The organism is Streptomyces sp. NPDC046876, from assembly GCF_040645035.1.
Lineage (GTDB): Bacteria > Actinomycetota > Actinomycetes > Streptomycetales > Streptomycetaceae > Streptomyces.
Map to the genome: position 1 here is coordinate 39,680 of NZ_JBEYXK010000025.1, position 26,110 is coordinate 65,789.

General features: G+C 72.5%; 31 protein-coding genes. 14 read left to right on the top strand and 17 right to left on the bottom strand.

Features of this window, described 5'->3' with window-relative positions; genetic code table 11:
• Positions 1–13 precede the first annotated feature (13 nt).
• Positions 14–688: a response regulator transcription factor gene (locus tag ABZ924_RS16385; RefSeq protein ID WP_361909288.1), complete on the top strand. Its 675-nt coding sequence runs from the start codon at positions 14–16 to the stop codon at positions 686–688.
• A gap of 19 nt (positions 689–707) precedes the next feature.
• On the opposite strand, the gene ABZ924_RS16390 is transcribed toward ABZ924_RS16385, so the two are convergent.
• The 3 genes from ABZ924_RS16390 to ABZ924_RS16400 form a co-directional block, all read right to left on the bottom strand.
• Positions 708–1,328, bottom strand: coding sequence for a hypothetical protein (locus ABZ924_RS16390; RefSeq protein ID WP_361909290.1), 621 nt, complete (start codon positions 1,326–1,328; stop codon positions 708–710).
• 149 nt (positions 1,329–1,477) lie between these two features.
• Entirely contained in the window at positions 1,478–2,821 is a 1,344-nt protein-coding gene (locus tag ABZ924_RS16395; protein ID WP_361909409.1) for a PH domain-containing protein, read from the bottom strand.
• A gap of 35 nt (positions 2,822–2,856) precedes the next feature.
• Positions 2,857–3,348 (bottom strand): PH domain-containing protein, encoded by a 492-nt coding sequence (locus tag ABZ924_RS16400; RefSeq protein ID WP_361909293.1) that lies wholly within the window; start codon positions 3,346–3,348, stop codon positions 2,857–2,859.
• A gap of 31 nt (positions 3,349–3,379) precedes the next feature.
• Between ABZ924_RS16400 and ABZ924_RS16405 the strand changes: the two genes are divergently transcribed.
• On the top strand, positions 3,380–4,522 hold the full coding sequence (locus ABZ924_RS16405; protein ID WP_361909296.1) for an NADH-quinone oxidoreductase subunit D: 1,143 nt from the start codon (positions 3,380–3,382) through the stop codon (positions 4,520–4,522).
• A gap of 44 nt (positions 4,523–4,566) precedes the next feature.
• A complete protein-coding gene (locus ABZ924_RS16410; protein WP_361909299.1) occupies positions 4,567–5,487 on the top strand; it encodes an arylamine N-acetyltransferase in 921 nt (306 codons plus the stop codon).
• A gap of 21 nt (positions 5,488–5,508) precedes the next feature.
• On the opposite strand, the gene ABZ924_RS16415 is transcribed toward ABZ924_RS16410, so the two are convergent.
• Positions 5,509–5,826, bottom strand: coding sequence for a hypothetical protein (locus tag ABZ924_RS16415; RefSeq protein WP_361909302.1), 318 nt, complete (start codon positions 5,824–5,826; stop codon positions 5,509–5,511).
• An 84-nt stretch (positions 5,827–5,910) separates the two neighbouring features.
• On the opposite strand from ABZ924_RS16415, the gene ABZ924_RS16420 reads away from it, so the two are divergent.
• Complete coding sequence (locus tag ABZ924_RS16420; RefSeq protein WP_361909305.1) at positions 5,911–6,126, top strand: hypothetical protein; 216 nt, start codon at positions 5,911–5,913, stop codon at positions 6,124–6,126.
• A 91-nt stretch (positions 6,127–6,217) separates the two neighbouring features.
• The gene (locus ABZ924_RS16425) at positions 6,218–6,574 is read left to right on the top strand and encodes a hypothetical protein (RefSeq protein WP_361909307.1); all 357 of its coding nucleotides are present in this window, start codon (positions 6,218–6,220) and stop codon (positions 6,572–6,574) included.
• A gap of 33 nt (positions 6,575–6,607) precedes the next feature.
• Here ABZ924_RS16425 and ABZ924_RS16430 read toward each other — a convergent pair whose 3' ends face one another.
• Positions 6,608–7,486 (bottom strand): NAD(P)-binding domain-containing protein, encoded by an 879-nt coding sequence (locus ABZ924_RS16430; protein ID WP_361909310.1) that lies wholly within the window; start codon positions 7,484–7,486, stop codon positions 6,608–6,610.
• 114 nt (positions 7,487–7,600) lie between these two features.
• Here ABZ924_RS16430 and ABZ924_RS16435 point away from each other — a divergent pair, with 114 nt between their 5' ends.
• Entirely contained in the window at positions 7,601–8,251 is a 651-nt protein-coding gene (locus tag ABZ924_RS16435; RefSeq protein WP_361909313.1) for a TetR/AcrR family transcriptional regulator, read from the top strand.
• Positions 8,252–8,354: 103 nt separating this feature from the next.
• Here ABZ924_RS16435 and ABZ924_RS16440 read toward each other — a convergent pair whose 3' ends face one another.
• Together ABZ924_RS16440 and ABZ924_RS16445 are read right to left on the bottom strand one after the other, a co-directional pair.
• Complete coding sequence (locus tag ABZ924_RS16440) at positions 8,355–8,672, bottom strand: multidrug efflux SMR transporter (protein ID WP_361909316.1); 318 nt, start codon at positions 8,670–8,672, stop codon at positions 8,355–8,357.
• 62 nt (positions 8,673–8,734) lie between these two features.
• On the bottom strand, positions 8,735–9,142 hold the full coding sequence (locus tag ABZ924_RS16445) for a multidrug efflux SMR transporter (RefSeq protein WP_361909319.1): 408 nt from the start codon (positions 9,140–9,142) through the stop codon (positions 8,735–8,737).
• 141 nt (positions 9,143–9,283) lie between these two features.
• On the opposite strand from ABZ924_RS16445, the gene ABZ924_RS16450 reads away from it, so the two are divergent.
• On the top strand, positions 9,284–9,730 hold the full coding sequence (locus ABZ924_RS16450) for a MarR family transcriptional regulator (RefSeq protein WP_361909322.1): 447 nt from the start codon (positions 9,284–9,286) through the stop codon (positions 9,728–9,730).
• Positions 9,731–9,758: 28 nt separating this feature from the next.
• On the opposite strand, the gene ABZ924_RS16455 is transcribed toward ABZ924_RS16450, so the two are convergent.
• The 4 genes from ABZ924_RS16455 to ABZ924_RS16470 form a co-directional block, all read right to left on the bottom strand.
• Complete coding sequence (locus tag ABZ924_RS16455; protein ID WP_361909325.1) at positions 9,759–10,949, bottom strand: hypothetical protein; 1,191 nt, start codon at positions 10,947–10,949, stop codon at positions 9,759–9,761.
• Positions 10,950–11,046: 97 nt separating this feature from the next.
• Complete coding sequence (locus ABZ924_RS16460; protein ID WP_361909328.1) at positions 11,047–12,036, bottom strand: ABC transporter substrate-binding protein; 990 nt, start codon at positions 12,034–12,036, stop codon at positions 11,047–11,049.
• Positions 12,037–12,104: 68 nt separating this feature from the next.
• Complete coding sequence (locus tag ABZ924_RS16465) at positions 12,105–12,779, bottom strand: ABC transporter permease (RefSeq protein WP_361909330.1); 675 nt, start codon at positions 12,777–12,779, stop codon at positions 12,105–12,107.
• Between the two features lie 3 nt (positions 12,780–12,782).
• Positions 12,783–13,469 carry an ABC transporter permease gene (locus ABZ924_RS16470; RefSeq protein WP_361909333.1) on the bottom strand — a complete coding sequence of 229 codons (687 nt, stop codon included), beginning with the start codon at positions 13,467–13,469 and terminating at the stop codon, positions 12,783–12,785.
• Between the two features lie 152 nt (positions 13,470–13,621).
• Here ABZ924_RS16470 and ABZ924_RS16475 point away from each other — a divergent pair, with 152 nt between their 5' ends.
• Positions 13,622–14,590, top strand: coding sequence for an ATP-binding cassette domain-containing protein (locus tag ABZ924_RS16475; RefSeq protein WP_361909336.1), 969 nt, complete (start codon positions 13,622–13,624; stop codon positions 14,588–14,590).
• Between the two features lie 106 nt (positions 14,591–14,696).
• Here ABZ924_RS16475 and ABZ924_RS16480 read toward each other — a convergent pair whose 3' ends face one another.
• Positions 14,697–15,806, bottom strand: coding sequence for an alpha/beta hydrolase-fold protein (locus ABZ924_RS16480; RefSeq protein WP_361909339.1), 1,110 nt, complete (start codon positions 15,804–15,806; stop codon positions 14,697–14,699).
• A gap of 153 nt (positions 15,807–15,959) precedes the next feature.
• On the opposite strand from ABZ924_RS16480, the gene ABZ924_RS16485 reads away from it, so the two are divergent.
• The 6 genes from ABZ924_RS16485 (at position 15,960) to ABZ924_RS16510 (ending at position 20,936) form a co-directional block, all read left to right on the top strand.
• Positions 15,960–17,822: a phosphatidylglycerol lysyltransferase domain-containing protein gene (locus ABZ924_RS16485; RefSeq protein ID WP_361909342.1), complete on the top strand. Its 1,863-nt coding sequence runs from the start codon at positions 15,960–15,962 to the stop codon at positions 17,820–17,822.
• Positions 17,823–17,937: 115 nt separating this feature from the next.
• Positions 17,938–18,810 carry a dihydropteroate synthase gene (folP, locus tag ABZ924_RS16490; protein ID WP_361909345.1) on the top strand — a complete coding sequence of 291 codons (873 nt, stop codon included), beginning with the start codon at positions 17,938–17,940 and terminating at the stop codon, positions 18,808–18,810.
• Between the two features lie 40 nt (positions 18,811–18,850).
• On the top strand, positions 18,851–19,297 hold the full coding sequence (locus ABZ924_RS16495; RefSeq protein WP_361909348.1) for a nuclear transport factor 2 family protein: 447 nt from the start codon (positions 18,851–18,853) through the stop codon (positions 19,295–19,297).
• 130 nt (positions 19,298–19,427) lie between these two features.
• Positions 19,428–19,787 carry a dihydroneopterin aldolase gene (gene folB, locus ABZ924_RS16500; protein ID WP_361909351.1) on the top strand — a complete coding sequence of 120 codons (360 nt, stop codon included), beginning with the start codon at positions 19,428–19,430 and terminating at the stop codon, positions 19,785–19,787.
• Positions 19,784–20,392, top strand: coding sequence for a 2-amino-4-hydroxy-6-hydroxymethyldihydropteridine diphosphokinase (gene folK, locus ABZ924_RS16505; protein ID WP_361909354.1), 609 nt, complete (start codon positions 19,784–19,786; stop codon positions 20,390–20,392). The genes folB and folK overlap by 4 nt, the downstream gene beginning before the upstream one ends.
• Positions 20,393–20,447: 55 nt before the next feature.
• The gene (locus ABZ924_RS16510) at positions 20,448–20,936 is read left to right on the top strand and encodes a DUF3180 domain-containing protein (RefSeq protein WP_361909357.1); all 489 of its coding nucleotides are present in this window, start codon (positions 20,448–20,450) and stop codon (positions 20,934–20,936) included.
• Here ABZ924_RS16510 and ABZ924_RS16515 read toward each other — a convergent pair.
• From ABZ924_RS16515 to tilS, 5 genes are all read right to left on the bottom strand, one after another.
• Positions 20,933–21,349 (bottom strand): hypothetical protein, encoded by a 417-nt coding sequence (locus ABZ924_RS16515; protein ID WP_361909360.1) that lies wholly within the window; start codon positions 21,347–21,349, stop codon positions 20,933–20,935. The two genes, ABZ924_RS16510 and ABZ924_RS16515, sit on opposite strands and share 4 nt — an antisense overlap.
• A 2-nt stretch (positions 21,350–21,351) precedes the next feature.
• The gene (gene folE / locus ABZ924_RS16520) at positions 21,352–21,957 is read right to left on the bottom strand and encodes a GTP cyclohydrolase I FolE (RefSeq protein ID WP_361909362.1); all 606 of its coding nucleotides are present in this window, start codon (positions 21,955–21,957) and stop codon (positions 21,352–21,354) included.
• Between the two features lie 109 nt (positions 21,958–22,066).
• Positions 22,067–24,091, bottom strand: coding sequence for an ATP-dependent zinc metalloprotease FtsH (gene ftsH / locus ABZ924_RS16525; protein ID WP_361909365.1), 2,025 nt, complete (start codon positions 24,089–24,091; stop codon positions 22,067–22,069).
• 231 nt (positions 24,092–24,322) lie between these two features.
• Positions 24,323–24,883 carry a hypoxanthine phosphoribosyltransferase gene (hpt, locus tag ABZ924_RS16530; protein WP_361909368.1) on the bottom strand — a complete coding sequence of 187 codons (561 nt, stop codon included), beginning with the start codon at positions 24,881–24,883 and terminating at the stop codon, positions 24,323–24,325.
• A 65-nt stretch (positions 24,884–24,948) separates the two neighbouring features.
• Positions 24,949–26,004: a tRNA lysidine(34) synthetase TilS gene (gene tilS / locus ABZ924_RS16535; protein ID WP_361909370.1), complete on the bottom strand. Its 1,056-nt coding sequence runs from the start codon at positions 26,002–26,004 to the stop codon at positions 24,949–24,951.
• Between the last annotated feature and the right edge of the window lie 106 nt (positions 26,005–26,110).

The following is a 26,110-nucleotide window of genomic DNA, read 5'->3' on the forward strand; positions in this document are numbered from 1 at the left end:
GTCGAGGTAACTGATGTCCATCCGAGTGATGCTGGTCGACGACCAGGTGCTGCTGCGCACGGGTTTCCGGATGGTGCTCGCGGCCCAGCCGGACATGGAGGTCGTCGCGGAGGCGGGCGACGGCCTGGAGGCGCTGGAGGTGCTGCGGGCCACGAAGGTGGACGTGGTGCTGATGGACGTGCGCATGCCGCGGCTGGACGGGGTCGAGGCCACGCGGCGGATCTGCGAGCCCGCCGAGCACCCCAAGGTGATCATCCTGACCACCTTCGACCTGGACGAGTACGCGTTCTCCGGGCTGAAGGCGGGCGCGAGCGGGTTCATGCTCAAGGACGTGCCGCCGGGCGAGCTGCTGGCCGCGATCCGCTCGGTGCACAGCGGTGACGCGGTGGTGGCCCCGTCCACGACGCGGCGGCTGCTGGACCGGTTCGCCCCGATGCTGCCGACCAGCACGCAGGAGCCGCAGAACAAGGAGATCGAGCGGCTGACGGAGCGCGAGCGCGAGGTCATGCTGCTGGTGGCCCAGGGGTTGTCGAACGGCGAGATCGCGGCCCGGCTGGTGCTCTCGGAGGCCACGGTCAAGACGCACGTGGGCCGCATCCTGACCAAGCTGAACCTGCGGGACCGGGTGCAGGTGGTCGTGCTCGCGTACGAGTCCGGCCTGGTCAGGGCGGGCGGCGGGGCGGGCTAGGGCCGGGCGGGCCCTCGGGTCAGCGCTGGACGAACTCGCACTGGGCGCCGGCAACGAGGGTGTCGAGTGTGGCGCTGTCGGCCACGACGAGGTCGAAGCCGGGGCCGCACGAGATCTTGTCGAAGCCGCCGTTGCGGCTGACGATCGTGTCGTTGCCGCCCCGCCCGACGAAGGTGGTCTCGCCCGGTGTGGAGCCCCAGCCGTCCGGGTCGGTGAGCCGGTCGTTGCCGTTTCCGCCGACGAGGATGTCCTGCCCCGGTCCTCCGTTCATGTCGCCGGGCAGGGTCGCCGTGTCGTTGGTGGCCGTGTCGTTCCGGTCGCCGAGGTTGGCGACGATCCGGGTGACGCCGTCGGTCGGGCCGGCGCAGATCACCGTGTGGCCGCTGCCGACGCAGCCCGGGCCCGCGGTGAGGTTGCTGGTCGTGTCGGTGACCCGGAGGGTCCCGGCGCTGAAGTCGTCGAACGTGACGGTGTTGACCTCGCCCGGCAGGGCGGTGAAGGTGAGCCGGCCGTTGATGATCGCCACGAAGGCGGGGCTCGCGGACGCGGGGCTCGCCAGGGCCATGGTCAGGGTGAGCGCGGCCGCGGCGGGCACTGCCAGACGGGCGGCGGTCCGGAAGCGGGAGGGCTTGAGGGGCATGGTGCTGTCGGTCCCTTGGGTCGCTGGGGCGCTGGTCGCGGACCCGGTCGAGGGGCCGCCGCCAGTCCTTACCCGGAGAGACCGGAGCCCTCTTGCGCTGCGCGCGGAGTTACCACGGCTGCGCCACGGCCGCCGTCCGAACGGACCCGTCAGGTCATCCAGCGGTCCGGGCCCGCCACCGCCCGCCCGGTGCGGGACCGGTCCGCCTGGGCCAGCAGCAGCTCCGCCGCCTCCCCAGCGCCGCGCAGCCGGGCCGTGACCGTGCCGTTCGCCCCGGTGTCGACGTGGACGTCGGCCACGCCATGGGCCCGCTGCCAGGGGCCCTGGGTGAGCCGGACGCTCTGCACCTTGGCGTGCGGGACGATCTCCGTCCGCCGGCACAGCAGGCCGCGCCGGGTCGCGAAGACCTCCGGCGAGACGGCCAGGCCGTAGCCCCTCCACCACACCGGCACCACCCAGCGCGCCCCGCGGCGCGGCGCGGGGTCGAAGTCCAGGGCGGCCGGGTCGGCGCCCGGCAGGACCCGGGCGATCAGCGCCTGTGCCTCGGCCCGCGGGGCCACCGGGGCCAGCACCCCGTTCTTCGAGCCGGCCACCGACAGTTCGATGCGGACCCAGCCGCGGCGCCGCCACAGCAGCGGCTCCACGATCCGTACGGACTGCACGCGCCCCGGCGGCACGGTCTCGTGGGCCCGGTCCAGCAGCCCGTGGTCCAGGCGCAGCCCGTCGGGGGACTCCGCGACGCGCCAGTCGTACTCCTCCATGAAGCGGCCGGCGGTGCCCGCCCAGGCCCCGCCGAGGAGCGGCAGCAGGATGCCGAGGGCGGCCCACGGGTTGTCGCTGAGCCACCAGACCACCACGGGCGCGGCCGCCACCACGGGCAGCGCCCACCAGGCGGACAGGGTCAGCGCGAGGGAGACGGCGAGGTCGCGCGGGCGCACCCGCAGCAGCTCCCGCTGCGGGGCCTCGCCGACGGCCGCCGCCTGCTCCGGGGCGAAGCCGGCGGCCCGGGCCAGCAGCTCGGCGCGCAGGGCCGCGGCCTCCCGCTCGCCGAGGAAGGCCAGCTCGTCCTTGTCCTCGGTGCCGATGACGTCGATCCGGAGGGCGGCGACCCCGGCGATCCGGGCCAGCAGCGGGCGGGTGACGTCGATGGCCTGGATGCGGTCCAGGCGGATGTGCGCGGTGCGCCGGAAGACCAGGCCGCTGCGGATGCGCAGCTCGGTGCCGGTGACGGCGTAACGGGTGGACCACCAGCTCAGGAACCCGTACAGGCCGAAGAGCAGGACGAGCGCGGCCAGGGAGAGCAGCTGCAGGGCGGGGGTCAGGCCGCCGATCCACTCGGCGAGCCGCTCGCCCTGCTGGACGGCCACGCCGCCGGTCGCGGCGATCGGCACCCAGGCGCGGCGCAGCGGGGTGAGCACGTGCAGCCGCCGCTCGGCGGCGGAGCCGGCGCCCGGGGCGGTGTCAGCGGCAGCGCCGGTGCCGCAAGCGTCCACGGGGTCGGCGGCGCCGGCGTCCACGGGGTCGGCGGTCACAGGCCCGCCGACCTTGCCCCGCCCAGCTCCGTCAGCCGGTCCCGCAGCCGCTCGGCCTCGGCGGGCGCGAGCCCGGGGATCTTGGCGTCGGTCGCCGCGGCCGCCGTGTGCAGCTGTACGGAGGCCAGCCCGAAGCGCCGCTCCAGCGGGCCCGAGGCCACCTCGACCAGCTGCATCCGCCCGTACGGGACCACGGTCTGCTCCTGCCACAGCACGCCCCGGCTGATCAGCAGGTCGTCGGCGCGCTCGGCGTACCGCCAGGACCGCCAGTTCCGGCCGAGCAGCACCCACCCCCAGGCCAGGACGGCGAGCCAGAGGAGCCCGCAGGCCGCCCAGGCGGGGCCGGCCAGCAGCCCGGGCACGAGCGCGGTGACGGCGGCGAGCGGCACCGTCCACACCACCAGCAGCAGACGCCTCAGCCGCAGCAGCCCGCCGGGCAGCCGCACCCACTCGGGGCGGCTCGTCTCACCCTTCGTCCCCGTTTCCATGCCCCCACCCTAGGGCTGCGAGAATGCCCGCATGACGGAGACGACGGTCGGCATCGGCGGCGCGGCGGAGAGCACCGACATGGTGCTCAACATCGGACCGCAGCACCCTTCCACGCACGGCGTGCTGCGCCTGCGCCTCGTCCTGGACGGGGAGCGGATCGTCAGCGCCGAGCCGGTGGTCGGCTACATGCACCGCGGTGCGGAGAAGCTGTTCGAGGCCCGGGACTACCGGCAGATCGTGATGCTGGCCAACCGCCACGACTGGCTGTCCGCGTTCTCCAACGAGCTCGGCGTGGTCATGGCGGTCGAGCGGATGCTCGGCATGGAGGTTCCCGAGCGGGCCGTGTGGATGCGGACCCTGCTCGCCGAGCTGAACCGGGTGCTGAACCACCTGATGTTCCTCGGGTCGTACCCGCTCGAACTGGGCGGGATCACCCCGATCTTCCACGCGTTCCGCGAGCGCGAGGAGCTCCAGGCGGTCATGGAGGAGATCTCCGGCGGCCGCATGCACTACATGTTCAACCGCGTCGGCGGCCTCAAGGAGGACCTGCCGGCCGGCTGGCTCGGCCGGGCGCGCGCCGCGATCGCCGACGTCCGCACCCGCATGGACGTGTACGACAAGCTGGTCCACGGCAACGAGATCTTCCGCGGCCGCACCCGCGGCGTCGGCGTCCTGTCGGCGGAGGCGGTGCACGCGTACGGGGTCTCCGGCCCGATCGCCCGCGCCTCCGGCGTCGACTTCGACCTGCGCCGCGACGAGCCGTACCTGGCCTACGGCGAGCTGCAGGACGTCCTGAAGGTGGTCACCCGCGAGGAGGGCGACTGCCTGGCCCGCTTCGAGTGCCTGCTCGACCAGACCCACAACTCCCTCGACCTTGCCGAGGCCTGCCTGGACCGGATGGCGCAGCTGCCGCCCGGGCCGGTCAACCAGCGCCTGCCGAAGGTGCTGAAGGCGCCCGAGGGGGCCACGTACGCCTGGACCGAGAACCCGCTCGGCATCAACGGCTACTACCTGGTGTCCAAGGGTGAGAAGACCCCGTACCGGCTGAAGCTGCGCTCGGCCTCGTACAACAACATCCAGGCGCTGTCGGTGCTGCTGCCGGGCACGCTGGTCGCGGACATGGTGGCGATCCTCGGCTCGCTGTTCTTCGTCGTCGGCGACATCGACAAGTGACAACTCCGAGGAGCCGGAAGGCGGTTTGCGCCTAGGGTGCGGGGATGACCCCACGCATAGGCGACGACTACGACGGCTTTGACGGTTTCGACGGTTTCGACGGTTTCGACGGTTTGCCCGGCTACCTCCGGCGGCTCGGCTTCGCACGGCCGCCCCGGCCGACCGCCGAGGCGCTCTTCGCCCTCCAGCGCGCCCACCTCGAGCGCATCCCGTACGAGAACGTCGACATCCAGCTCGGCCGGCCGGCCGGCATCGCGCCCGAGCTGTCGGTGCGGCGCCTGGCCGCCGGGTACGGCGGCTACTGCTTCCACCTCAACGGGGCCTTCGCCCTGCTGCTGGAGTCCCTCGGGTACGAGGTGACGCGGCACGTCGCGGGCGTGCTCGGCCCGGCGGACCGCGAGCGGCACGACGTGAACGGCGACCACCTCGCGCTGACGGTGCAGGTCGAGGGCGAGGAGTACTTCGTCGACGCAGGGCTCGGCGACGGCCCGCACGAGCCGCTGCCGCTGCGCGCAGGAACCCACCGGCAGGGCGCCTTCACGTACGGGCTGGCCCCGTTGGAGGGGGACGCGCCCGGCTGGCGGTACGTGAACGAGGCCGCCCCCTGCCCGGTGGTCAACATCCTGTCGGCGCCCGCCGCGACGGCCGACTTCGAGGCTCAGCACGAGCGGCTGTCGACCTCGCAGGACTCCGGCTTCGTCCGCACCCTGGCCCTGCTGCGGCGCGACCCGGACGGCGTCGACACCCTGCGGGGCCGGGTGCTCAGCCGGATCGACCCGCAGAAGGGCACGACCGAGCGGGTCCTGGACACGCCCGGGGAGTTCTTCTCGGTGATCGGCGGCGTCTTCGGCCGCGCCCTGGACGACCTGACGGCAGCCGACCGGGAGGCGCTGTGGGCCCGGGTGCTCACGGCCCACGAGGCGTGGCTGGCCTCCCGGGAGGGCGCGAAGGCGGAGCGGGAGTAGCGGCCCCGCCGCCCGGAGGCCCTACCGGCCCGGGGGCCGGCCCGCCGCGCCGGGCGGGCGGTGCGAGAACGGGATCAGCGACAGCGCCAGCAGCATGACGGTGACCGCCGGCACCCCCAGGGCCGTGCTGTGCGCGGGCTCCACCGCGAGGAGCGCGACCAGTTGGACCCCCAGCGCCAGGCCGGCCACCACCTGGGCCCAGCCGAACAGGCCGGGCCGGCGGACCAGCCCGCGCTGCCGGCGCGGCATCCAGCCCCGGGTGAGCGTGGCGGTGCCCGAGCAGAGGAACAGCAGCGCCATCACCGCGATCGGCGCGGCCGCGCACAGTCGCCATCCCATCCCGGGCCCCTCTCCGTCGGCTGCCGCAGATGATGCCACGGGGCCGGCCGGGGTCCTGTCGGTGGGGGCGGGCACACTGGGGGCATGGCCCATTCACCCCGACGTTCCTGCCCCGTGTGCGGGCGCGACTGCGCCGTGACCGCCGGCCGGATCGCCCGGCACGATCCGCCGTCCGGGCGGGAGCGGGCCGGACTGGTGTCCTGTCCGGGGTCCCGGGCGCGGGTGGTGCTCGGCGCCTCGGCGCCGACGCTGGACGGGTTCGTGCTGTCCGAACTGCCCGGGCAGTTGCCCCTCTTCTGAGCCCCGCGCCGGCGGAGCTGAGTACGGCGGAGCGCCGGGCTGAGTAGTTCCGCGCATCCGCGGGCCGGGCCGGGCGGGCCATGATGGCGGCATGACCTGGAACCAGCCGTACGACACCACCACCGCTGCCGCTCCCACCGCCGCCGCGGCGCGGGCCGGCGGCCCGTCGATGGGGATGCGCCGCAGCTCGGGCATCGCCGGCGTGCTGCTGCTGCCCGCCCTGGTGGCCGCGAAGGTCGCCGTGCTGATGTCGGAGACGGGCAGCCGGTGCCTGATGTACGGCGGCTGCCGGCCCTTCCCCTTCGCCCTGTTCGGGGCGGTGTGCATCGCGGTCCTGGCCGCCGCGGCCGTGGTGATGACCGCGCCGCGCAGGTACCAGTCCGCGGCGCTGACGGTGCAGTTGCTGCTGGAGGCGGCGGCCGTGGTCATGGTGTGCGCCTATCCCTGAGCGGGCCGGGGGACGGGCCGGGGCACTCGGCCCTCAGGCCGCCGGCTGCTCCACCGGGGCGAGCAGCTCGACCAGGCGGCTGCTGCTGTCCGCCCCGAAGCCGGCTTCGACCCCGCGCCGGTACAGGTCGGCGTGGGCGGCGAGGATGCCCGTGTCCACGCCGGAGTCCGCGGCGGTGTGCAGGACGTGCTCGACGCTCGCGGCGCACATGGCGAGCCGGTCGACGGCGCCGGCGTGGTCGTGCGCGTCGATGCGGGGGGCGTAGAAGTCGAGGAAACCGCGCATGCTGTCGGTGGTCGCGGCAGCGTACGGACGGATGTCGGCGGCCGTCAGGCCGTTGGCCCGGGCGACGGCGACGGCCTGGTGGAAGCCGGTCATCGCCGTCCAGAACATGATCATGTTGAGCTGGTAGTACAGCTGCGCGTGGCCGGGGTCGGTGCCGCGGAAGTCGGTGGTGCCGAGGACGTCGAGCGCGGCACGGTGCGCGGAGTAGAGGGCCTCGGGGCCGCTGACGAAGATCGGCGACTCGGGCTTGCCGACGCCGGACGGCGGCACGTTGACCCCGCCGGTCAGGTACCCGGCGCCGCGGCCTCCGGCCCACCGCGCCGCCTTGCGCGCCCGCTCGGGGACGTCGGAGGACAGGTTGGCCAGCGTGCGGCCGGCGAGGTCGGCATCAGCGAGGGCGGTGAACAGGGCTTCGACGTCGATGAGGCTGACGACGGTGAGCCCGCTCGCGCGGACGGCGTCGGCGGCGGAGCCGGCCCGGCGGGCGCCGCGGGCGACGAGGTCGGCGTCCTTGCCGGCACTGCGGTTCCAGACGGTCACGCCGTAGCCGGCGTCGAGATAGGCGGCGGCCATGGCCCGACCCATGGGTCCCAGGCCGATGACGGTGACGGTGCGGTGCTGCTGCATGACGGAGTCCTCCCCCGGTCGAAGCTCTAGAACGAGCGCTCTATCCAGCGCCCGGGGCGACCGTAGCACGACTAGAACGAGCGCTCTATCCAATGGGCGGGGTAGGATCCCGACATGGCAGCCACGGCATCAGCAGCGAAGAAGGCGACGACGGCCAAGACGGCACGGGCGGCGCAGACGGCGCAGACGGCCGCGCCGGGCACGCGCGAGCGGCTGGTCCGCACCGCCTCCCGCCTCATGCAGCACGGCGGCTACGAGAACACCCCGGTCAAGCAGCTCGTGCGCGAGGCCGAGGCCACCCTCGGCTCGCTGTACCACTTCTTTCCCGGCGGCAAGCAGGAACTGGCGGTGGCCGCCGTCCACTTCGGTGACGAGGAGTTCGCCGAGCAGCTGCGCACCGGGCTCGGCTCCGACCCCGACCCCGCCCGCGCCCTGGAGGCCCTCACCGTCCTGCTCGCCGACGCCCTGGAGGCCTCCGACTGGCGGGACGGCTGCCCCGTGACCGCGACGGCCCTGGAGACCATCGGCCGCCTCCCGGAACTCCAGGCCGCCTGCGCCCGGGCCTTCCTCAACTGGCAGGAGCTCGTGGCCGCGAAGCTCCTGGCTTCGGGCATCCCCGAACCGGAGGCGCGCGACCTCGCGGTGACCGCCGTATCCACCCTCGAGGGCGCCGAAATGACCGCCCAGGTCACCCGGAGCCGCACCCCGCTGCTGCTGGCGGGCCGTCACCTGGGCCGCCTGGTGGCCTCGTACGCCGCCGCCTGAGGGCCGCGGAGGCACCAGGCCGGCGCGCCGCGCCCGCCCGGCATCCGACCGGTGGCGGAAGTCGACCGCGTCCGGCCCCGGTGGTTCCTGTGCGTCGCCCCGCTCAGGCCGAGGTCAGGCGCAGCAGGAGCGCGCCGCCGATGATCGAGGCGAAGGAGAGCAGGCGGGCGGGCGTGATCTTCTCCTTGAAGATGATCGAGCCGAGGGCGACCGTGCCGACGCCGCCGATGCCGGTCCAGATGGTGTAGCCGACGCTGACGTCCAGCTCCCGCAGGGCCAGCGACAGGGTGTAGATGCCGCCGGCGGCGGCGCCGAGGGTGAGCACGGACGGCCAGAGGCGGGTGAAGCCCTTGGTGGCGTTGGTACCGAGCGCGAAGGCGATCTCGAAGAGGATGGCGATACCGAGGAAGACCCAGGTCATGGCAGGTGTCCTTCTGGAAGAGGGCGCTGGGCGGCTGTGGGGTGTGCGAACGGTGCGGGCCGTCAGGCGACGGGCTGGGTGAGCGGGGCGGCCTCGGCCGCGGCGGCCTTCCTGGCCGCGACCGTGTCGGAGATCCGCAGGCCGAGGGCGCCGCCGATGATGAGGACGAAGGCGAGGACCTTCCAGGCGGTCATGGACTCGCCGTAGACGAGGGTGCCGAGGACCACGGTGCCGACGGCGCCGATGCCGGACCAGACGGTGTAGCCGACGCCCACGTCGATGGTCTTGAGCGCCTGGGACAGGGTGTAGATGCCGCAGGCCGCGGCGGCGGCCGTCAGGAGCGAGGGGCCGAGCTTGGTGAATCCGTCGGTCGCGTTGGTGCTGAGCGCGAAGGTGATCTCGAACAGGGACGAGAAGAGCAGCCAGGCCCAGCCCTTGGACACGGAGTGGCCCGTCGCGGTGGCAGACACAAGAACCTCCAGATAGTTGCTTGTACGTGCATGCATTATTGGTCCGCATTTTTCCCTGGGCGGGACCGACAGCGAGGCGATAAGCTTGCTTGAGCATGTATGTGGTTGTCAACGCGACGACAGATGAGGAGTCGAGGCGCCATGACCTCACCCACGACCGCACCTCCCGCCTCCTCCGACCAGGCGATGTGGGCCCGCGTGCTCACCCTGCACTCGCGCGTGGAGCGGCAGCTCGCCCAGGCCCTCCAGCGCCACCACGGCATAGGGCTCTCGGAGTACCGGGCCCTGGAGGACCTGTCGCAGGCGTCCGACGGCGAGCTGCGCATGCAGGAGCTGGCCGACCGCGTCGGGCTGGGCCAGAGCTCGGTGACCCGCCTGGTGGGCCGGCTGGACTCGGCGGGCTACGCGTACAAGGACCTGTGCCCCGACGACAAGCGCGGCGTGTACGCCGTCATCACCGACGAGGGCCGGCGCACGTACGGCGCGGCGCGCTCCACCTACGCCGAGGTCCTCAGCTCCGCCCTGAACACGGCCCACTCGGATCCCGACCTGGCCCGTACGGTGCAGTCGCTGCGCAACGCCCTATGAACAGCGCCCCTCGGCCCCGGTCGCAGCGCTAGGAGATGGCGCTGCGCAGGCGGACGACGTCGATCGGCTCGGTCTCGTCGTGGGCCGTCAGGTCGATGACCTGCCCCATGGCGCGCTGCTCCGGGGTGGCCGGCTTGAACTCCGGCTCGGCCGCGGCCCGGTCCTCGGTCTCGGCCTTGTGGACCGCGAGGGCCTCGGCGCCGACCACGTCGGCCAGGTCCTCGTTCTGGACGGACTCGATGACCGCGCGGGCCCGCTCGGCGCTCTTCGTCCCGAAGAAGTCGAAGCCGCCGACGGTGCGGGAGGCGGGCCGACGGGCCGCCTGGTACGGGGCCACGGGCGCGACCGGACGACGCGCCGGCAGGCCGGAGCCGGTGGTGGCGGCGGTCGCGGGCGCCGCGGCGGTCGCACCGGGCACCGGCGCGTCACCGGGGCGGCGGTGCTGCGCAGCGGCCGGTCCACCGCCCGGTGCACCCTCCAGGGCCCGGCGCTGCGCGGATCCGGCAGCAGCGGCGGCGGCTGCGGCCGCCGGCCGGGCCGGCGCCGGAGCGGAAGCGGCAGAAGCGGCGGAAGCGGCAGGAGTGGCGGGAATGGCAGGAGTGGCGGGAATGGCGGGCTGCTCCGCCCCGTCCGCGGCCTTCTGCGCCAGGGCGACCAGGGCCGCGTGGGCCCGGGCGTAGCCGACCGACGTGGGCGCGCCGCTGGAGGTGCGCTCCTCGCTCACCGCCGGAAGTTCCTTCGGGCCGCCGGCCGCCGGCGTCGCCGAGGCCTCGATGGCGAGCAGGCGGCGGCCCTCCAGGGCGCTGGCCCGCTCGGTCTCGGCGGTCGCGTACCGGCGCAGCAGGGCGGCGTGCTCGCCGCGGAGCCCGGCGAGTTCGACCCGCTTGGCCCGCAGTTTGGCGTCCAGCTTGGCGCGCAGCGCCCGGGCCTCTTCGAGGTCGGACTCGAGCTCGGCCACCCGCTCCTCGGTCCGCCACTCGTCCTTGACCCGCTCGCGCGCGAGCTCCGCGACGCGCCGGCCGGCCGCCCGGTCCCAGGCGCGCATGACGACGGCCCCCGCGATGCCGGCGGCCGCCGTGACGGCCACGAGCAGTCGCAGCGGGACGGGTTCCGCGAGCAGCCAGGCCACGGCCGCGCTGGTGAGGGAAACACCGGCGACGGCCGTCGGAAGGAGCAGCCGGTGCAGGGGTTCGGGATTGCGGTGGCGTCCACGGGGCATGGCCAGAAATTTACAGGGCGTGGGGGTCGTATGGGATGGCCGCCCGGCAATCTGTTCCCGGGCAGTTACCCGTCGTTTCTCCCCAAACCCGGCACCTCTACTGCTTCAGGAGGCCCTTCCCCTTCAGATAGGCCTTCGCGGCGTCCGCCGGCTTCTCGCGCAGGGCGTCCACGCGGTGGTTCAGGTCGATCAGGTCGGCCGTGGTGAGCGCCTTGGTCAGCTTGTCCAGGGCGGCCGCGATCTCCGGGTCGGCCGCGTCCTTGGCGTTGACGACCGGAAGGACGTTGTCGGCGTTCTGGAGCTTCTTGTCGTCCTCCAGCAGGACCAGTCCGAAGGAGTCCAGGGTCGCGTCGGTGGTCGTGGTGAGGACCAGCTGGTCGACGCCGTCCTTGACGGCCTGCTTGGCCTGCGGGGTGCCGACGCCCTTGGGATCGATGCCGGAGACGTCGATTCCGTACGTCTTCTTCAACCCGGGTGCGCAGAAGGGACGTACGGCGCACTCGTCGCCCGCCGCGATCTTCACCTTCTGCCCCGACCTGCCGAGGTCGGAAAGGGTCTTGATGTTGTTCTTCTGCGCGAAATCCTTCGAGACCGCGAAGGCGTTCTGGTCGACCGCGGCGCCCGCCGGCAGCGCCTTCAGGCCCAGCGGGCCCGCCAGCTTCTCCAGCCCCGCCACCGTCGCCGCGACGTCGCCGGAGGCCACCGGCTTCTCCTCGGGCGCCTTCGGCCCGTTGACCTTGGCGTTCAGGAACTCCGCGAGGGTCGCCGCGTACTCCGGGACGATGTCGATCTCGCCCTTCTCCAGGGAGGGCTCGTACAGCTCCCGGTTGTTGACCGTCGTGATCGAGGTGCTGTAGCCCGCGTCCTTCAGCACCTGCGCGTACAGCTCGGCCAGCACGTTGGACTCGGTGAACCCGGCCGCGCCGATCACCAGCCTGCCCTTGCCGGAGCCGGAGCCGGATTCCGCGGGCGCGGAGGCCCCGGCGTCCTTGCTCTTCTCCAGGCTGTCTCCGCCGCAGGCGGTGAGCGAGGCGGCGAGGGCCAGCGCCCCCAGGGCCGCACCGAGGGCGCGCGTGGACGTGATCATGTTGTGCTCCTCCGGAGGAGTGGAAGCGAACGGGGGACGACCGCGGGCCGGTCGGCAGGGGTGTGCGCTCAGCGCGCCGCCGGGCGGGGGAAGAGCCGGTCCGCCGCCACGAGGACCCCCTCGACCAGCAGGGCCAGCGCCGCCACGAGCAGGGCGCCCGCGACGACCTGCGGCGTGTTGTACGTGTTGAAGCCGGCGGTGATGATCCGGCCGAGGCCGCCCTGGCCGACCATCGCCGCGATCGTGGCCGTGGCGATGACCTGCACGGCGGCCGACCGCAGTCCGGTCATCACCAGCGGCCGCGCCAGCGGCAGTTCGACCCGCAGGAAGAGCTGGCCGCCGGACATGCCCATGCCGCGGGCGGCCTCCACCACGGAGCGGTCGACCTCGCGCATGCCGACGTACGCGTTCGTCAGCAGCGGCGGCAGCGCGAAGAGCACCAGCGCCGCCACGGTGGGCAGGTAGCCTGCGCTGCGCAGCGGCGAGACCATGAACAGGGCCAGTACCGCGAAGACCGGCACGGCCCGCCCGGCGTTGGACAGGTTCACCGCGAGCGCGCCGCCGCGGCCGATGTGACCGAGCCACAGGCCGACCGGCAGCGCCACGGCGCAGGCGATCGCGAGGGCGATCCCGCTGACGTACACGTGCTCGCCGAGGCGGTGCCACACCCCGCTCTCCCCGGACCAGTTGGACCCGTCCGCCAGCCAGTCGCCGGCCCCGCCCAGTACGCCCGCCATGCTCATCGCTCAGCCACCCGTCCCCGCCGCCGCGGCGCGCGTCCACGGCGTGAGCAGCCGCTGCAGCCCGAGCAGCAGCAGGTCCGCGACCAGCGCGAGCAGCACGCACAGCACGGAGGCCGTGAGCACCTGGGCCTTGAAGGAGCTGTTCACGCCGGGGCCGATCAGGTTGCCGAGGCCGCCCTTGCCGACGATGGAGCCGACGGTGGTCAGGGCCACCGTGGAGACGGTCGCGATGCGCACCCCGGCGAGCAGCGCGGGCAGCGCCAGGGGCAGTTCGACCTGCCACAGCAGCCGCCCGGGCCCGTACCCCATGCCGCGCGCGGCCTCGCGCACCTCCTCGGGGACCGCGTCCAGGCCGGCCATCGCATTGCGGACCAGGATGGTCAGCGAGTACAGCACCAATCCGGTCACCACCAGGGAGGCCGACAGCCCGAACAGCGGCAGCAGCAGGGAGAACATGGCGAGCGAGGGGATCGTGTAGAGGAGCGTGGTCGCGCCCAGGACGGGGGCGGCCCAGCGCCGGCCGCGGCGGGCCAGCAGGGCCAGCGGCAGGGACACGGCGAGGCCGATGAGCACCGAGACGGCGGTGATCCAGACGTGCTCGACGGTGGCGTCGGTCAGCTCCTGGGAGCGGGAGGTGACGTACTGCCAGCACAGCCAGTCGTTCGCCACCAGGCAGTTCTGCCCGGCCATGTCCCCACCCCCCGCCGTTCGTTCGCACACGCATCCGACAACACACTCTCAGGAGCGACCATAACCCCCACCGGCCGCGATGGCCGGAATCCTTCGCAGTCGGGCAACACTCCCTTCACACTTCCGCGTCGCGGGTAGGGAAGGATGGCGGTGTGATCCGATTCGAGCATGTGACCAAGCGCTACCCCGACGGGACGACGGCCGTCGACGACCTGTCCTTCGAGGTGGCGGAAGGCGAGCTGGTCACGCTCGTCGGCCCGTCCGGCTGCGGCAAGACCACCACGATGAAGATGGTCAACCGGCTCATCGAGCCGACCTCCGGCCGCATCCTGCTCGACGGCGAGGACATCGCCGCCGCCGACCCCGTCGCCCTGCGCCGGCGCATCGGGTACGTCATCCAGCAGGTCGGGCTGTTTCCGCACAAGACCGTCCTGGAGAACACCGCGACCGTGCCCCGGCTGCTGGGCACCTCCAAGGCCGCGTCCCGCGCCCGCGCCGCCGAACTCCTGGAGCTCGTCGGACTGGACCCGGCCGTGTACGGGGGCCGCTACCCGCAGCAGCTGTCCGGCGGGCAGCGCCAGCGCGTCGGCGTGGCCCGTGCGCTGGCCGCCGATCCGCCGGTGCTGCTGATGGACGAGCCGTTCGGCGCCGTCGACCCGGTGGTGCGCGAGCGGCTGCAGAACGAGTTCCTCGCGCTCCAGCGGACCGTGCGCAAGACGATCCTGCTCGTCACCCACGACCTGGACGAGGCGATCCGGCTCGGCGACCGCATCGCCGTCTACGGCGAGGGCACCATCGAGCAGTTCGCCCGCCCGGCCGAGGTGCTCGGCGCGCCGGCCACCGACTACGTCGCCTCCTTCGTCGGCGCGGACCGCGGGCTCAAGCGCCTCGCCGTCACCCCCGTCGAGGCCGCCGACCTCACCCCGGCCGATGCCGGCGGGGCGCCGCCGGCGGTCTCGGTGCCGCTCGGGGCGTCGCTGCGCGAGGCCCTGGCGACCCTGCTCCAGGAGGACTCCGGGCGGATCGGGGTCACGGACCCCGACTCCGGCGCGCTGGCCGGCGTACTGACCCCGGAGGGCGTGCACCGGGCGCTGCGGCGGGCGCAGGAGCAGCAGGCCTGAGGCAACCGGCGGCAACGGCGGCACCGACGACACCGGCCGGCAAAAAAGCGAGTGGCCGGCCCCCTTCGGGGTCGGCCACTCGTGGTCGTGCTCGCGCCGGCGCGGGTCAGGCCTGGATGCGGTTGCTCATCCACACCAGCATCGGAGGGATCTCGCGGCGCCAGGTGTTGAAGTTGTGGCCGCCGCTGTCGAGGATGATCGACGAGACCCGGTCCGGGCTCTTGACCAGCTTGATGAACTTGCGGGTGTCCGTGATGTTCGGCTCGCCCTTCTCGCTGCTGGTCACCAGGAACGAGGTGCCGCTCGGCTTCTTGTGCTCCATGCTGTACAGCACGTCGGCGCGCTTCTTCAGCTTGTCGTCGCCCATGAACAGGTTGCCCGTCGTGGCGTCGTTCGCGGCGTCGAAGTACGCCGACAGACCCACGGCGGCGCCGAAGGTCTGCGGGTAGTGCGCGGCGATCTTCAGGGCGCAGTAGCCGCCCGTGGAGTTCCCGATGAAGCCCATGTTCTGGGCCTTCTTGCCGACGCGGAACGTGCTCTGGATGGCCTGCGGCAGGTCCTGCGCGAAGAAGGTCTCCGTCTGCGGGCCACCGGGTATGTCCACGCATTCGGTGTCGCGCGGCGGCGCGACCGTCGGGCGCAGCATGACCAGGATCATCGGCTTCATCTTGCCCGCCTTGGCCTGCTTGAAGGCCGTCATCGGGTAGTTCAGCCCTTTGATCAGGTTCTCCGCGGTGCCCGGGTAGCCGGTCAGCACGATCGACGCCGGGAACGTCTTGTCCTTGTGCTGGGGCTGGAAGTACTCCGGCGGGAGCCACACGTAGCCGGGGCTCGTTATTTTCGACTTCTCGCCGGTTATGGCAACCTTCAGGATCTGCCCGCCCACCTGGGGCTGGGCGCCGCCCGGAACGTCGAGCTTCTGCTTGTCGACGACCTTGATGTCCTTGCTGCTCATCGAGTGGTCGACGACCTTGCCGACCGACGTCTCCTGGCCGAACAGGTCTGCCCATGAGCCGTAGAAGGAGAACGACTGGTTCGCCGCCAGGCCCACTGCTGCGAAGACCGCCAGCTGCGTCGCGAGCAGGAGGCCGATCCGGCCGAGCAGCGCACGCCAGGTGCGGCCCGAGAGCCGGGGCCACAACCACACCGTGGCTGCGAACAGCAGCACACCGGCGGCGACGGCCAGCGCCAGAACCGTATTACTGGTGAGACCCATGAGCAGTCAGTCGACTTTCTGATGGCAGGGCTAGTTTTTCTGGGCGGAAGAGTGAACCCGCTCGGCCCCGGTGTCGTCCTAGTGGACGCACCACACTCCGGAGGCTGTCGCGGCCTTCGGCCACATGATCTCTCGCGGAGCAACGGGAAAGCGATGTCTAGCAGGATAGATGGCGATAAGTCGGGACAGGTTCCGAGCGGGGTGCGCCGAATCTTCCGAGGGCCACGACCGGAGGCGGTGCCGACCCTGGTCGGCACGGCCGCCATGGTCGTCGGCCTCCTCGACGTCGCGGCGGGCGTCTTCCCGCGCTTCCGGCACAGCCGGATCCACGCCCTGACCGAGGTGCTGCCCGGCTCGCTGGGCCCCTTCGCGGCCGCCCTGTCGATCAGCGCGGGCGTCCTGCTGCTCCTGCTCGCCCACGGCCTCAAGCGCCGCAAGCGCCGCGCCTGGCGGGCCGCCGTCGTTCTGCTGCCCGCGGGCGCGGTGGCGCAGTTCACGTACCGGCACTCCGTCATCGGCGTGGTCATCGCCGCCCTCCTGCTCGCACTGCTCGTCCGCCACCACGGCGAGTTCAAGGCGCTGCCCGACCCGCGCAGCCGCTGGAAGGCCCTCGCCAACTTCGTGCTGATGAGCGCCGGCTCCATCGGCCTCGGCCTGGTCATCGTCAACTCCCACCCGGGGCGTGTCGTCGGCCATCCGGGTATTTACGAGCAGATCACCCACGTCGTGTACGGCCTCTTCGGCTTCGAGGGCCCGGTCGACTACGCCGGACGGGTGTCCTGGACCGTCGGCTACTCCCTCGGCGCCCTCGGCCTGCTGACCGCGCTCACCACCGCCTACCTGGCGCTGCGCCCCGAGCACCCGGCCGCCCGCCTCACCGCCGACGACGAGGCCAAGCTGCGCGAGCTGCTCGCCAAGCACGGCGCCCGCGACTCCCTCGGCCACTTCGCGCTGCGCCGCGACAAGGCCGTCGTCTTCTCCCCCAGCGGCAAGGCCGCCGTCACCTACCGCGTCGTCTCCGGCGTGATGCTCGCCTCCGGCGACCCGATCGGCGACGTCGAGGCCTGGCCCGGCGCCATCGAGCGGTTCATGGCCGAGGCCAAGGCCCACTCCTGGACCCCGGCCGTCATGGGCTGCAGCGAGACCGGCGGCGAGGTCTGGACCCGGGAGACCGGCCTGGACGCCCTCGAGCTCGGCGACGAGGCGATCGTCGACGTCAAAGACTTCTCGCTGACCGGCCGCCCCATGCGCAACGTCCGCCAGATGGTCAAGCGCATCGAGCGCAACGGCTACACCACCAAGGTCCGCCGCGTCGCCGACCTGACCGAGGAGGAGCTGGAGCAGGTCCGCGGCGCCGCCGAGGCCTGGCGCGGCACCGACACCGAGCGCGGCTTCTCCATGGCCCTGGGCCGCGTCGGCGACCCCGACGACGGCGACTGCATCATCGCCACCGCCCACCGCACCGAGGAGGGCGACACCAGCCCCTTCGGCGACCTCAAGGCCATCCAGCACTTCGTGCCCTGGGGCAAGGACGGCATGTCGCTGGAGCTCATGCGCCGCGACCGCGCAGCCGACCCCGGCATGAACGAGCTGCTGATCGTCGCCTCCCTGGAGGCCGCCCCCGGCCTGGGCATCGAGCACGTCTCGCTGAACTTCGCGATGTTCCGCTCCGCCCTCGCCCGCGGCGAGAAGATCGGCGCCGGCCCGGTCCTGCGCGCCTGGCGCAGCCTGCTGGTCTTCCTGTCCCGCTGGTTCCAGATCGAGTCGCTGTACAAGTTCAACGCGAAGTTCCGCCCCCGCTGGGAGCCCCGCTTCGTCGTCTTCCGCACCACCCGCGACCTGCCCCGCATCGGCTTCGCCGCCATGCAGGCCGAGGGCTTCGTCACCCTGGCCCTGCCCCGGCTGTTCGCGAGCCGCCGCGGACCCAAGCCGGCCCGCGCCTGCGCCCACACCCACCTGAGCGCCGCCGTACCGGCCCAGGCGTCGGCCGAGCAGCGCGAGGTCCGGGCCGCCTGACGGGCGCGGCCACCGGTATACGAAGGACGCACGCACACACACGCACCGCGCAGGGCCCCGGCAGCCGACAGGCCGCCGGGGCCCTGCCGCATCCGGGCAGCCCTACCCTGGGACCATGAACAACACGCACGGGGCCGCCGGCAGGGGCCGGATCGCAGGCCTGCCGGAATGGGACCGCTGCGGGGTCATGGGCGTCGTCAACGTCACGCCCGACTCCTTCTCCGACGGGGGCCGCTGGTTCGACACCACCGCCGCCGTCAAGCGCGGCCTCGACCTCGTCGCCCAGGGCGCCGACCTCGTCGACGTCGGCGGCGAGTCCACCCGCCCCGGCGCGACCCGCGTCGACGAGGAGGAGGAGCTGCGCCGCGTCGTCCCCGTGGTCCGGGGCCTCGCCTCCGAGGGCGTCACCGTCTCCGTCGACACCATGCGCGCCTCCGTCGCGGACCGGGCGGTCGCCGCCGGAGCCGCCCTGGTCAACGACGTCAGCGGCGGGCTCGCCGACCCCGGCATGATCCCGGCCGTGGCCGCCGCCGAGGTCCCGTTCGTGGTCATGCACTGGCGCGGCTTCAGCGCCGACATGAACCGCCTCGCCGTCTACGGCGACGTCCTCGCCGAGGTCACCGCCGAGCTGCGCACCCGCATCGACGCGGTCACCGCCGGCGGGATCGCCCCCGAGCGCATCATCGTCGACCCCGGCCTCGGCTTCGCCAAGAACGCCGAGCACGACCTCGCCCTGGTCGCCCACCTCCCCGAGCTGCGCGCCCTCGGCTTCCCACTGCTGGTCGCCGCCTCGCGCAAGCGCTTCCTCGGCCGGGTCCTGGCCGGCGCAGCCGCCGCCACCCTGCCGCCGGCCCGCGAGCGCGACGCCGCCACCGCCGCCGTCTCCGCCATCGCCGCCCACCAGGGCGCCTGGGCCGTACGGGTCCACGAGGTACGGGCCACGGCCGACGCGGTTCGGGTGGCCCGCGCGGTGGAAGGGGCTCTGTGACCCGGCCCGCATCCCGGGCCCGTACCGCCAGGGAAGGGGCATGGTGAGCCGAAGCGACATCGAAGCCGTCGAAGGGGCCAACACGGCCTTCTACGAGGCCATGGAGCAGGGGGACTTCGACGCGCTGTCAGCGCTCTGGCTCGAGGACGAGATCTCCTGCGTGCACCCCGGCTGGCCCGTGCTCACGGGCCGCGGCGAGGTGCTGCGCTCGTACGCGCTGATCATGTCCCACACGGACTACATCCAGTTCTTCCTGACCGACACCAAAGTCAGCGTCCTCGGCGACACCGCCCTGGTCACGTGCACCGAGAACATCCTCAGCGGGGGCCCCGCCGAGGACGGCGGAGAGCTCGGCCCGCTCGTCGGCCAGCTGGTCGTCGCCACGAATGTGTTCATCCGCACATCCGACGGCTGGCGCCTGTGGTCCCACCACGGTTCTCCCGTGCTGACCGAGTCCGACGAGGACGAGGAAGAGGCCTCCGGCTGACCCCTCCGACGAGGTCCGGCCCCTTTCGCAGGTAGATTCGAAGGCGGACGACGCCGACCGCACTCGGCGCAGGACCATGGATCCGGGGAGTCCCGGACCGGATGCACCTACGAAAGCAGGAGTGATTCGCGTGGATCGTGTCGCGCTGCGCGGCCTCAAGGCTCGCGGGCACCACGGCGTCTTCCCCCGGGAGCGCGAGGAGGGCCAGACTTTCATCGTCGACCTCGTGCTGCACATCGACTCGCGCCCCGCCGCCGCGGACGACGACCTGGCGAAGACCGTCCATTACGGCGTCGTCGCCGAGGAGGTCGTGGACGTGGTGCAGGGCGAGCCCGTGGACCTGATCGAGACGCTGGCCGAGCGGATCGCCCAGCAGTGCCTGAAGCACGAAGCGGTCGCCGAGGTGGAGGTCGTCGTGCACAAGCCGGACGCCCCCATCACCGTCCCCTTCGACGACGTGACCATCACGATCACCCGGAGCCGCGCGTGAACAACGAACAGCACGCCCAGAGCGACCCCACCGTCCAGCCCGTCCCCGCATCCGTCGTCGAGGCGGTCGACGCGGCCGACGTCACGCTCTCCAACCCCAAGTGGGCCGTGATCGCGCTCGGCTCGAACCTCGGCAACCGCATGGACACCCTCCAGGGCGCCGTCGACGCCCTCGGCGACACCCCCGGCGTGCGGGTCAAGGCCGTCTCGCCGGTCTACGAGACCGAGCCGTGGGGCGTCGAGCCCGGCTCGCAGCCCTCGTACCTCAACGCGGTGGCGCTGGTGAAGACCACCCTGCCGCCGTCCTCCCTGCTGGAGCGCGGCCACGCCATCGAGGAGGCCTTCGACCGCGTCCGCGAGGAGCGCTGGGGCCCGCGCACCATCGACGTCGACATCGTGTCGTACGCCGACGTGGTCTCCGCCGACCCGGTCCTCACCCTCCCGCACCCCCGGGCCCACGAGCGCGCCTTCGTGCTGGCCCCGTGGAACGACGTCGACCCCGAGGCCGAGATCCCCGGCCGCGGCCCCGTCGCCACCCTCCTGGCCGGAATCGGCCTCGCCGGCGTCACGCCGCGCCCCGACCTGGAACTCCGCCTCCCCGAGTAATCGTTAGCGTGTGGTCTGCGGACCACACACGATGCAGGAAGCGGGGAACGGGGACGTGAAGCAACTGAGGCCGGCGGTCCTGGCCGGGATCTTCGCCGTGGCCGGAGTGCTGTCCTGGGCGGGGGCCCGCCTGTGGAACGCGTACGGGACGCTGCCGGGCATCCCGCTGTTCGCGCCCGTCGTACTGGGCGCCATCGCGGTCGTCCTGCTGGCCACGGCCCTCTCGCTGCGCGCCCGCCTCAAGGCCCAGCGCGAGCGGCGCCCCGGGGCCAAGGGCGTGGAGCCGCTGATGGCGGCCCGCGCGGTCGTCTTCGCCCAGTCCAGCGCCCTGGTGGCGGCCCTCGTGGCGGGGCTGTACGGAGGCGTGGGCGTCTTCCTGCTGGCCGATGGCCTGGACGTACCGGCCCGCCGGGACCAGGCCTGGTACGCCGGCTTCTCGGTCCTGGCCGGCGCGGCGGTCATCGCCGCCGCCCTCTTCCTGGAACACGTCCTGAAACTCCCCGAGGACGACGACACCACCCCCCAGTCCCCGGCCCGCGCCTAGGCCGGCTCTTCGCCGTCGGGGAGGAGCTGCTGCCACAGCGGGCGACCCAGCAGGTTCGCGTCCTCCCAGAGGGCGAGCTCCAGCTCGGTCAGGTACTCCCCGCCCCAGGCGAAGACGAGCGCTTCGCCGAGCAGCCGGCCGGAGGGCGCCCGCACCAGCCGGGACGCCACCACCGGGCCGTCCTCGCCCGGCACCGCCGGCGGGGCGGCCCCTTCGTCCACTTCCAGGTACACGCTCCCGCACGGGCAGGTGCAGCCCGGCGCCATCCGCGTGTACGGCAGCTGCGCCCGGTAGGCGCGGTGGGCCTCGGTGTCCTCGCGCAGGACCAGCTCCAGGGTGCGGCGCACGTCCTCGCTCAGCGGCTCCCAGACCGGCTCGGCCGCCGCCTGGCCCGAGGCTCCCCCCGGAGCCACCGTCAGCGGGCCATTATCAGGCTCATCGCCTCGTTGCGGGTGGCCGTGGCGCGCAGCTGGCCCCGGACCGCCGAGGTGGTGGTCTTCGCGCCCGGCTTGCGGATGCCGCGGACCGACATGCACATGTGCTCGGCCTCGACGACGACGATCGCGCCACGCGCCTCCAGGATCTCCATCAGGGAGTCGGCGATCTGCGTCGTCAGCCGCTCCTGCACCTGCGGACGCCGCGCGAACACCTCGACCAGGCGGGCCAGCTTCGACAGCCCGGTGATCTTGCCGCTCTCCGCCGGGATGTAGCCGACGTGGGCGACACCGTGGAACGGGAGCAGGTGGTGCTCACAGAGGCTCACGATCTCGATGTCCTTCACGAGGACCATCTCGTCGTGTCCGAGGTCGAACGTCGTCGTCAGGACGTCCTCGGGCTTCTGCCACAGTCCCGCGAGGATCTCCCGGTACGCCCGGGCCACGCGCGCCGGCGTCTCCAGAAGGCCCTCGCGGTCCGGGTCCTCGCCGACCGCGATGAGGAGCTCTCGAACGGCGGCCTCGGCCCGCTTCTCGTCGAACACGCCGATCGTGCCCTCGCCGTCCAGGGTCACTGGGTCGGTCATCTGTGCCTCGTTCCTGTCTGCGCTCACACGGGCATACGAAAATGCCGCGCCCCCCAGGCTAGAACCTGGGGGGCGCGGCATTCATTCCGGGCCCGGTGCCGGCCGCCTGCTACTCGGCGCGGTCCTCCGGGGCGGGGTCCTTCTCCACCGACACGGCCGACGCGGCGGCCGCGGAGGTGCCGTTCGCCGAGTTCGTCAGCTGGAGCTCCTTGGGCGAGAGCACCGGCGGGCGGGTCGACGGGGTGCGGTGCGCGGAGCCGGTCCACGCGGGGCGGGCCGGGCGCTTGACGACCGTCGAGAAGATCTCGGCGATCTCCTCCTTGCCCAGCGTCTCCTTCTCCAGGAGGGCCAGGACCAGGTTGTCGAGCACGTCGCGGTTCTCGACCAGGATCTCCCAGGCCTCGTTGTGCGCGGTCTCGATGAGCTTCTTGACCTCTTCGTCGACCAGCGCCGCGACCTCTTCCGAGTAGTCCCGCGGGTGCGACATCTCGCGGCCCAGGAACGGCTCGGTGTTGTCCCCGCCGAACTTGATCGCGCCGAGGCGCTCGGTCATGCCGTACTGCGTGACCATCGCGCGGGCCGTGGCCGTGGCCTTCTCGATGTCGTTCGCGGCGCCCGTGGTCGGGTCGTGGAAGACCAGTTCCTCGGCCGCGCGGCCGCCCAGCATGTACGCGAGCTGGTCGAGCATCTCGTTGCGCGTGGTCGAGTACTTGTCCTCGTCGGGCAGGACCATGGTGTAGCCCAGGGCCCGGCCGCGGGACAGGATCGTGATCTTGTGGACCGGGTCCGAGTTCGGCGAGGCCGCCGCGACCAGGGCGTGGCCGCCCTCGTGGTACGCGGTGATCTTCTTCTCGCGGTCCGACATGATCCGGGTCCGCTTCTGCGGGCCCGCCACGACGCGGTCGATCGCCTCGTCGAGCATGTGGTTGTCGATCAGCTTCCGGTCCGAGCGGGCGGTCAGCAGGGCCGCCTCGTTCAGCACGTTGGACAGATCGGCACCGGTGAAGCCGGGGGTGCGCCGGGCGACGGCCGCGAGGTCGACGTCCGGGGCGACCGGCTTGCCCTTCTGGTGGACCTTGAGGATCTCCAGACGGCCCTGCATGTCCGGGCGGTCGACCGCGATCTGCCGGTCGAAGCGGCCCGGGCGCAGCAGCGCCGGGTCGAGGATGTCCGGACGGTTCGTGGCGGCGATCAGGATGACGCCGCCCTTCACGTCGAAGCCGTCCATCTCGACGAGGAGCTGGTTCAGGGTCTGCTCGCGCTCGTCGTGCCCGCCGCCGAGGCCCGCACCGCGGTGCCGGCCGACGGCGTCGATCTCGTCGACGAAGACGATCGCCGGGGCGTTCGCCTTGGCCTGCTCGAACAGGTCGCGGACGCGGGAGGCGCCGACACCGACGAACATCTCGACGAAGTCGGAACCGGAGATCGAGTAGAACGGGACGCCGGCCTCGCCGGCGACGGCGCGCGCCAGCAGGGTCTTGCCGGTGCCGGGCGGGCCGTACAGGAGCACGCCCTTGGGGATCTTGGCGCCCACGGCCTGGAACTTCGCCGGCTCCTGGAGGAACTCCTTGATCTCGTGGAGCTCCTCGACGGCCTCGTCCGAGCCGGCGACGTCGGCGAACGTCGTCTTCGGGGTGTCCTTGGTGATGAGCTTGGCCTTGGACTTGCCGAAGTTCATCACCCGGGAGCCGCCGCCCTGCATCTGGTTCATCAGGAACAGGAAGACGACCACGATGAGGACGAAGGGCAGGAGAGAGAGCAGCACGCTCAGGAACGGGCTGGTCTTGTCCGGGGCGACCTCGTACCCGCCGGGGATCTGGCCGGCCTCGTACTTGGTCTGGAGGTTCTGGGCGAGCTGGACGCCCTGGTCCCCGATGTAGTTGGCCTGGAACTTCGAGCCCGACTTCTCGCCGAGCTTCTCGTTCTTCTTGAGGTCAATCTTGATCATCTGGCTGTCGCCGGTGGTCAGGCGCGCCTGCTCGACCTGGCCACTGTTGATCGCCTTGATGACCTCGCTGGTGTCCACCGACTTGTAGCCGCCGCCACCGCCGACGACATTCATCAACACGACCACGGCGAGGACGGCCAGCACGATCCACATGACCGGCCCACGGAAGTATCGCTTCACGTCCATCCATACGGGGCGCCGGGCGCCCCGTCCCTCCTGCCCGTAGGTAAATGCTGCTGCGAGTAAAGACTGTTCTTCGGACTGTTCTTCGGACTGTTCTTCGGAATCTACCCCTGTATTGTCACCCGCGGCCCCGTGGGACGGCTGACAGAACTGCTTTCCCCTGCTCCAACGGCGGGAAGCGTTCCAGGGTTCCCCTGCGGGGGCCCCGATCGGGACCCCCGGGCACGGCGTGCGTCAGCCGCCGTAGACGTGCGGGGCGAGGGTGCCGACGAACGGCAGGTTGCGGTACTTCTCCGCGTAGTCGAGGCCGTAGCCGACGACGAACTCGTTCGGGATGTCGAAGCCGACCCACTTCACGTCGATGGCGACCTTCGCGGCGTCGGGCTTGCGCAGCAGCGTGACGACCTCGAGGGAGGCCGGCTGGCGGGAGCCCAGGTTCGACAGCAGCCAGGACAGGGTCAGGCCCGAGTCGATGATGTCCTCGACGATCAGGACGTGCTTGTCCTTGATGTCGGTGTCGAGGTCCTTGAGGATCCGCACCACGCCGGAGGACTGGGTCCCGGCGCCGTAGGAGGACACCGCCATCCAGTCCATGGTGAGCGGGGTGGACAAGGCGCGCGCCAGGTCCGCCATCACCATCACGGCGCCCTTGAGGACGCCGACGATGAGCAGGTCCTTGCCCGCGTACTCCGCGTCGATCTTCGCGGCCAGCTCGGCCAGCTTCGCGTCGATCTCTTCCTTGGTGATGAGCACCGACGCCAGGTCGTTGCCCATGTCCTTCTCGTCCACCCGCATCACTTTCGTTGTCGGCCGGGACTCCGGGGGTGCCCCCGGAGGACTCAGCCGTGTTTCAGCACCAATCAGCCCTGCCGGATGACAAGTCTGCCACCCTGGCGCTGGGCCTCGACCCGGCCGGGCAGGTTGATGGCCCCCTGACCGCGCCATCCGGTGATGAGCCGGTCGACTTCCTCGATGTGGCGGGCGAAGAGGGAGCCTGCGGGGGAGCCTGCGGCGACGACGGCGCGGCGCAGGACGCGCCGGCGGACGGCGGGGGGCAGGGCGTAGAGCTTGGCGCACTCCAGGCGGCCGTCCGCGTCCGTCACGCCGGCCTCGGCCTCGGCGGCCCAGGCGTCGAGTGCGTCGGCGTCGTCGCGGGAGAGCTGGGCGGTGCGGGCCAGCGCCTCGACGACCCCCTTGCCCAGCGCCTTCTCGAGGGCGGGCAGTCCCTCGTGGCGGAGCCGGGAGCGGGTGTAGGCGGGGTCGGTGTTGTGCGGGTCGTCCCAGACGGGCAGGGACTGGACCATGCAGGCCTTGCGGGCGGTCTGCCGGTCGATCTGGAGGAAGGGGCGGCGGTAGCGGTGGGTGCGCCCGGTGGCGCCGGAGACTTCGGCCATGCCGGACAGGGAGCGGATGCCGGAGCCGCGGGCGAGGCCCAGCAGGACGGTTTCGGCTTGATCGTCCCGGGTGTGGCCGAGCAGCACGGCCGCGGCGCCGAGCCGGTCGGCGGCCTCGTCCAGGGCGGCGTAGCGGGCGTCGCGGGCGGCGGCCTCGGGTCCGCCGTCGCGGCCGACGCGCACGGCGACGGACTCCACCGGGTCGAGGCGGAGTGCGGTCATGCGGGTGACGACCTCGGCGGCGCGCAGGTCGGAGCCCGCCTGGAGGCCGTGGTCGACGGTGATGCCGCCCGCCCGGATGCCGAGCTTGGGCGCCTCGAAGGCGAGGGCGGAGGCCAGGGCCATGGAGTCCGCACCGCCGGAGCAGGCGACGAGGACCAGCGGCGGGGCCCCCTCCGCAGCGGCGCCGCGGCCGGCGGCGGGCCGTTCGGCAGCGGGTCGTTCGGTGAGGTCGGTCAGGACGTCGTGGAGAACGCGGCGGACCGCCAGGCGTATCGCCGCGACCGCAGGATGGGGACCCATGTCCGGTGCCCTTCGGTGGAGTTCGGATGCCTCTGAAGGCTTCGGAGGCTCGGCACTGCCCCTGCGAGAGGGGGTTGTCACTCAGAGTGCGTCGATGGTGACAGAA